Origin of the sequence: Microcoleus sp. LEGE 07076, from assembly GCF_015207455.1 — a bacterium.
In the GTDB taxonomy this organism is placed as follows: domain Bacteria; phylum Cyanobacteriota; class Cyanobacteriia; order Cyanobacteriales; family Microcoleaceae; genus Microcoleus.
In genome coordinates this window covers 1-6,661 of record NZ_JADEWV010000266.1, presented here as the reverse complement: position 1 = coordinate 6,661, position 6,661 = coordinate 1, and the positions used below count along the sequence as shown (strand labels likewise).

Here is a 6,661-nt window from a genome sequence, read left to right as displayed (position 1 = left end):
ACTGACAACAGTCAACTGACAACTGACAACAGTCAACAGTCAACAGTCAACTGACTTTTTATTAACTTTTGCGGCTGACAACATTAATTCGATCGCTCAACTGACGCAAAGTTTGGGCCAAATTCGGGTCAGTGTTCCGCAGTTGAGCAATTTTGTCGCAACTGTAAAGTACAGTCGTGTGGTCTTTTCCGCCGAAAACTTCGCCAACTTTCGGCAAACTCAAACCAGTATGCTGCCGAATTAAATACATTCCTATTTGACGGGCGAGACTAATTTCGCGCCTGCGGGAAATACCTTTCAAATCTTCAACAGAAACATCAAACGCCTCGGCCACAACGGCAATTACTGCATCCGGAGTCGCCTGTACGGTTTCAGTTTGCGGGTTCAAAACTGGGGCGATATTCTCCACTGTCATCGGCAAACCGGTAATTGAAAGATATGCTACTGCCCGAATCAAAGCTCCTTCTAATTCCCGCACATTGGAAGTATAGCTAGAAGCAATGTATTCAATCACATCTCGCGGCAGCCGCATATTTTCATACTCACCTTTTTTCTGCAAAATTGCCATCCGTGTTTCCAAGTCGGGCAATTGAATATCAGCAATTAATCCCATCGAAAATCTGGAACACAAACGCTCTTGCAGGCGGGGGATTTGCTGCGGCGGGCGGTCAGAAGCTAAAACTACTTGATTTCCCGCTTCGTGCAAAGTATTAAAAGTGTGAAAAAATTCTTCTTGAGTGTATTCTTTTCCTTCAATAAATTGAATGTCATCTATTAATAAAACATCGGCGGCGCGATAATGGTCGCGGAAAGTTTGCATACTGTCTTTGCGAATTGCGGCGATTAAATCGTTGGTAAATTTTTCGGTAGAAACGTAAAAAATCTTGGCGTTGGGGTCAATTTCCAAGCGATAATGACCGATCGCCTGCATCAGATGAGTTTTCCCCAAACCAACGCCACCGCACAAAAATAGGGGATTGAATTCTCGGCCCGGAGACTCGGCTACTGCGAGGGAAGCCGCATGAGCCATGCGGTTGTTGGAACCGACGACAAAGCGGGAAAATACGTATTTGGGGTTTAAATTGGCGGGTTTGGGAGGGTGAAGCGAGTTGCTTTCGGGGGCATCGGCGATGGGGGACGGCCAAATCGTGGCTCCCTGGCTGCTGTCGTCTGTTTCATTTCCTCTGGCAATTGTCAAGTAAATTTCTACCGGATAGCCGAGAATTTCTTCAACTGCACTGGCAATTGTTTTGACGTAGTATTTTTGCAACCAATTGCGAGCAAAGGGGTTGGGGGCGCTGACGATCAAACAGTTATTTTCGAGCTGTTCGGCTCTGGCAGTTTTGATCCACGTCTCAAAACTAGGTCTGCTCAGTTGTACCTGGAGACGTTCAAGTATCTGATTCCACAGATTTTCGAGGGGAATTTCCATCGCTCACTTCTGCCGATCGGCATTCAAGAGATTTAGTCTACTCTAGAGAGTTTAGTCCTCAGATGCTAAAGTTTAAGGGAGTCTGCCGTAGCACGGGCGAGGGCGGGACGCCATCGCCCAAAAATTTGGCGGCCCGGCTGCAATATAGCAGGTATCAAAGAGCTGCTAGGTAAATATTTAAAATTGGCAGGAAAGCCTAAAAATATGGCTATGAAGAGTTCTACAGGCAAGTTTTGGAAGCAACCGGCAATTTACATATTGCTGCTGGTAACGGGAGCCGGAGCCGCCATGTTGGGCGATCGGCTGACGGTTTCTCAATTACGAGGAAATTCTGGCGATTCTGGACAAGAGGCGCTGCAACCGAAATTGCAACTGCCTCCCAAGACTGAGGTTCAAGGTAGCAAAGTATTGCCGCCCGTTCCCTTGTCGGGGGATGCAGCCAATGTGAATTTTATTGTCGCTGCGGTGGCAAAAGTTGGCCCGGCCGTGGTGCGGATCGATGCTTCGCGCCTGGTGAAACCGGGAAATAGAAGGCTCTCACCGGAAGATTTTTTTGGCACAGAACCGAATTCGGGCGGCCGGGGCGGGATCGAACGGGGTACGGGTTCGGGTTTTGTCATCGGGGCTGACGGCGTGATTCTGACTAACGCTCACGTTGTAGAGGGTGCAGATACGGTAAATGTAACTCTCAGGGATGGCCGCAGCTATCAGGGGCGGGTGTTGGGGGCGGATAAGGTGACGGATGTGGCTGTGGTGAAGATTGAGGCGAATGCTCTGCCTGTGGTGGCGATCGGCAATTCGGATAAGCTGTTGTCTGGGGAATGGGCGATCGCCATCGGCAATCCTTTGGGTTTGGACAATTCGGTAACTGCGGGGATTATTAGCGCTACGGGGCGATCGAGCTCTGATGTGGGCGTGCCCGACAAGCGGATCGGTTTTATTCAAACAGACGCTGCAATCAATCCGGGCAATTCCGGCGGCCCGCTGCTGAATGCTTCGGGCGAAGTTATCGGCATGAATACGGCGATTATTCAAGGGGCTCAAGGGTTGGGCTTTGCGATTCCCATTCAGGCGGCGCAACAGGTAGCGCAGGAACTGATTTCCACCGGAAAAGTCGAACACGCTTATTTGGGCATTGAAATGGCGACGCTGACTCCAGAGGTTCAGCAGCAAATTAACAGCAATGCTAACAGCAATCTGCGAGTTGCAGTCGCTCGCGGTGTCGCGATTGTCAGCGTAGTTCCTAATTCTCCCGCAGCCACGGCCGGTTTGCGGGCTGGAGATGTGATTCAAAAGATTAACAATCAGCCGATTATTCAGTCGGAAGCTGTTCAGGAGTTTGTGCAAAATGCTAAGGTTGGCGGCTTGTTGCAAATGGAGATTAATCGCAACGGGCAAATAGTTAATTTAACTGTGCAACCGGGGAGTTTGCCAGTTCAAAAAATTAGATAATTTGTTGATGGTTGTTAGTTGTTAGTTGTTAGTAGGGGCGGTGCCCCCGTGCCCTCCCTCTCAGTTGTTAGTTGTTAGTTGTTAGTTGTTAGTTGTTAGTTGTTAGTTGTTAGTTGTTAGTTGTTAGTTGTTAGTTGTTAGTTGTTAGTTGTTAGTTGTTAGTTGTTATTAATAGGAATAAATTATTAATGAGTCTCTCTACAAAATGAAAACAAACTAATAATTGATGATAGAGATTGTAAAGCAGAGAGCCGAACCAAGGATTTTTCTTGATTTTTTTATGGAATAGTTCAATTTCAATTATTTATTAATTCTCACGAGTAAAGACTAATAACCAACAACCAATAATAACAACAACCAACAACCAACCAACAACCAACAACCAACAACCAACAACCAACAACCAACAACCAACAACCAACAACCAACCAACAACCAACAACCAATAACCAATAACCAACAACCAATAACTAATAACTAATAACTAAAAAATATGTCAGAAGTATTGCAAATTTATCAATTAGGAAATCCCGTACTGCGCCAACCGTCGCAAGTTGTCGAGAATGTTAAGGACTCGCGCATTCAACAGTTGATAGACAACCTAATCTGTACAGTACAACACGCGAACGGAGTGGGGATTGCCGCCCCTCAAGCGGCTCAGTCCGATCGCCTGTTCGTCGTCGCATCCCGCCCAAATCTACGGTATCCCCAAGCACCGAAGATGGAACCCACAGCGATGATTAATCCCCGGATTGTGGCTGCATCAACAGAGACAGTCAAAGACTGGGAAGGCTGTTTGAGCATTCCGGGGATTCGGGGATTGGTACCCAGAAGCAGGGCGATCGAGATCGAATACACTTGTAGAAACGACCAACTCCACCGACAACAACTCACAGACTTTGTAGCCCGTATTTTTCAACACGAATACGACCATTTAGATGGCATCGTGTTTTTAGACAGAGTGGAAAGTACCCAACAACTCATCACCGAAGATGAGTACCAAAAGCAAATTGTCAACCTCCTCTAGTCTCAAACATCCAGGGTATAAAGCCCCCAGATCGATCCTCCGGGTCAATTCTACCATCTCAAATCCCAAATTTAAAATCTCAAATTGATTGGAGGAGTCTGAGCAGCAATTTGTCAAGATTCTCTAATAATTGATATAATTGCGATCGGTAGCGCCAGTGATGTTGTGAATAGGAGGGCCAATGTCTATCAATTTGGAAAAAGGCGGCAGAATCAATCTCTCGAAAGAAGCACCAGGGCTGAAAAATGCCGGGATCGGTTTAGGATGGGATCTCAACGCTACAGACACGGGCGGGGCGTTTGACTTAGATGCTTCCGTGTTTATGTTGGGGGCTAGCGGTAAAATTCCCAGCGAAAAATACTTTGTTTTTTACAATAACAAAGAGTCGCCCGATTCTTCTGTGATACATCTAGGAGATAGCCTAACCGGAGAAGGAGTTGGAGATGATGAAACAGTTACAGTCGATTTAACCAAAGTCGATCCGGCAGTCGAAGAAATTGTGTTTGTTGTCACCATCCACGAAGCAGAATCGAGAAGGCAAAACTTCGGTCAAGTGCGGAATGCTTTTATCAGGATTTACGACACCACTACTAACACAGAAGTCACCAAGTACGATTTGGACGAAGATTTTTCTAGGGAGACTGCGGTGGAGTTTGGCAGACTTTACAAGAAAGATGGCGAGTGGAGATTTCAAGCTGTAGGACAAGGCTACAATTCTGGCTTGCAAAGCTTTGTAGACAAGTATGCCGCATAAAAAGTCGGCATAAAAAGTCGATTTGTGCTAAATAAATCGAGGGGAAATTCGGAAGCATGAACGTTTCCCTCGATTTTGGGCCAGACTCATGAGGTGAGAAACCAGATGGGAATTCAATTAAAGAAGGGCGAAAGATTTAATCTTTCTCAAACATCTCCAAGTTTAACAAAAATTGCGATCGCCCTGGGTTGGGAAATAGCAACTCAACTAAATGTATCCGACTCAAATCCGCAAAGCTGCGATATCGATGCCTCGGTTTTTGCATTAGGTTCTGACGGTAAAATCCCCGAGGAAAGATACTTTGTATTTTACAATAATTCGCAGTCGCCGGACGGAGCAATTGCTCATTCGGGAGATAATCAAACTGGGCAAACTCAAGGAGATGACGAGACAATTTATGTAGACTTAGAAAAGGTAACGGCTGCGGTGGAGGAAATGGTGTTTGTGGTGACAATTCACGACGGACACGCTAAACATCAAAATTTCAGTCAAATTAAAAATGCTTTTATCCGATTGTACGATCGCCAAAGCGGCAGCGAACTAGCGAAGTATGATTTAACAGAAGCTTTTTCTGAAGAAACAGCAGTCGAGTTTGGACGGTTGTACAAAAAAGATGCAGCTTGGAAATTTCAGGCCGTAGGACAAGGATATAAAGCAGGGTTGCAGAGTTTTGTTGACAAGTATCATTCAGAGATTCAACAGCAAGAAAAACCAGCACAACTTACAGTAGAACTGCCTAAATTACCAGTCATTGAAGATAGCCACAAAACTCAGGAAGCCATAGCATTAGACAAAAAGCTTGAGGAGAAAGCGCCGCACATTTTCAATCTAGTCAAGAAAGCCGATATCTCGCTCAAGAAGGCAAATTTAACAAATCACAATGCTCAAGTAGCGCTTTGCCTCGATATTTCTGTTTCCATGTCTTCCCTATACAGTTCTGGAAAAATTCAGCGTTTAGCAGAGAAGATTTTGGCTTTGGGATGTCGGTTTGACGACAACGCAGCGATCGACATATTTCTGTTTGGAGTCAACCCCCACAATCCCGGTGAAATGTCGATCGACAATTTCTCGAACTTCATCCACCATATACTGCAACAGTATCCTTTAGAAGGAGGTACTTACTACGGTAAAGTAATGGAAGAAATTAGAAACTTCTATTTTCCTGACGCTCGCGGTAGCAGTCGCTACGCAGCTATTAAAGCCGATCGACCTGTCTACGTGATGTTTGTCACGGATGGAGCCACTGCAGACGAGTCCGAAACCAAGCAGCAGCTACAATGGTCATCCTATGAACCGATATTTTGGCAGTTTATGGCGATCGGCAAATCGCAAAAAGATATCAAAAGTAAGGGAGTTCGAGGGCGGTTAGCAAGAGCTGTAGCGAGCAATTTTAGCTTTTTAGAGCAGCTTGACGAAATGGACGATCGCTACCTAGACAACGCCGATTTCTTCAGCTTAGAAGACCCGGAACACATTGCTGATGAGGAATTATACGATTTGTTGACAGCAGAATACCCACATTGGGTAAAATCAGCCCGCATCAAAAATCTCTTACCATAGAAACAGCTTTTTCAGAAAAAAATGCTAGCTTAGAATAATCATTCAACTTCACAAAAAACCGTACAAAATTAGAAAAATATGGCTATCAACCTAACAAAAGGACAATCAATCATTCTCAGCAAAAGCGAATACGACTTATCCCGATTGACAATGGCTTTAGGCTGGGACGTTGCACAAGCTAAAAAAAGTATTTTCGGCCGCAGCAGCGGTGCAAACTTTGACTTAGATTCCTACGCTATGCTCCTGGGAGAAAATGGCAAATTAAAAAACTACAAAGAAGATGTAATTTATTACTCTCATTTGGAGTCAAAAGACAAAACAGTTGTACACTCAGGCGACAATCTTACCGGGGAGGGAGACGGCGACGACGAACAAATATTGGTGAAACTGAACTCGTTGCCATCACAATATCACAAAATTATTTTGGGCGTAAATA

At 45.2% G+C, this 6,661-nt stretch carries 6 protein-coding genes; 5 read left to right on the top strand and 1 reads right to left on the bottom strand.

Annotation, left to right across the window (positions count from 1 at the left end; translation table 11 throughout):
• Positions 1 to 61 precede the first annotated feature (61 nt).
• Complete coding sequence (gene dnaA / locus IQ270_RS26665) at positions 62 to 1,432, bottom strand: chromosomal replication initiator protein DnaA (protein WP_193976181.1); 1,371 nt, start codon at positions 1,430 to 1,432, stop codon at positions 62 to 64.
• 210 nt (positions 1,433 to 1,642) lie between these two features.
• Between dnaA and IQ270_RS26660 the strand changes: the two genes are divergently transcribed.
• From IQ270_RS26660 to IQ270_RS26640, 5 genes are all read left to right on the top strand, one after another.
• Positions 1,643 to 2,884 (top strand): HhoA/HhoB/HtrA family serine endopeptidase, encoded by a 1,242-nt coding sequence (locus IQ270_RS26660; RefSeq protein WP_193976180.1) that lies wholly within the window; start codon positions 1,643 to 1,645, stop codon positions 2,882 to 2,884.
• 493 nt (positions 2,885 to 3,377) lie between these two features.
• Entirely contained in the window at positions 3,378 to 3,911 is a 534-nt protein-coding gene (gene def, locus IQ270_RS26655) for a peptide deformylase (RefSeq protein WP_193976179.1), read from the top strand.
• A gap of 181 nt (positions 3,912 to 4,092) precedes the next feature.
• On the top strand, positions 4,093 to 4,665 hold the full coding sequence (locus tag IQ270_RS26650; RefSeq protein WP_193976178.1) for a TerD family protein: 573 nt from the start codon (positions 4,093 to 4,095) through the stop codon (positions 4,663 to 4,665).
• A gap of 105 nt (positions 4,666 to 4,770) precedes the next feature.
• Positions 4,771 to 6,225, top strand: coding sequence for a TerD family protein (locus IQ270_RS26645; RefSeq protein WP_193976177.1), 1,455 nt, complete (start codon positions 4,771 to 4,773; stop codon positions 6,223 to 6,225).
• Between the two features lie 78 nt (positions 6,226 to 6,303).
• Positions 6,304 to 6,661 (top strand): TerD family protein (locus IQ270_RS26640; RefSeq protein ID WP_193976176.1); only part of this gene is annotated, 358 nt, incomplete at its 3' end.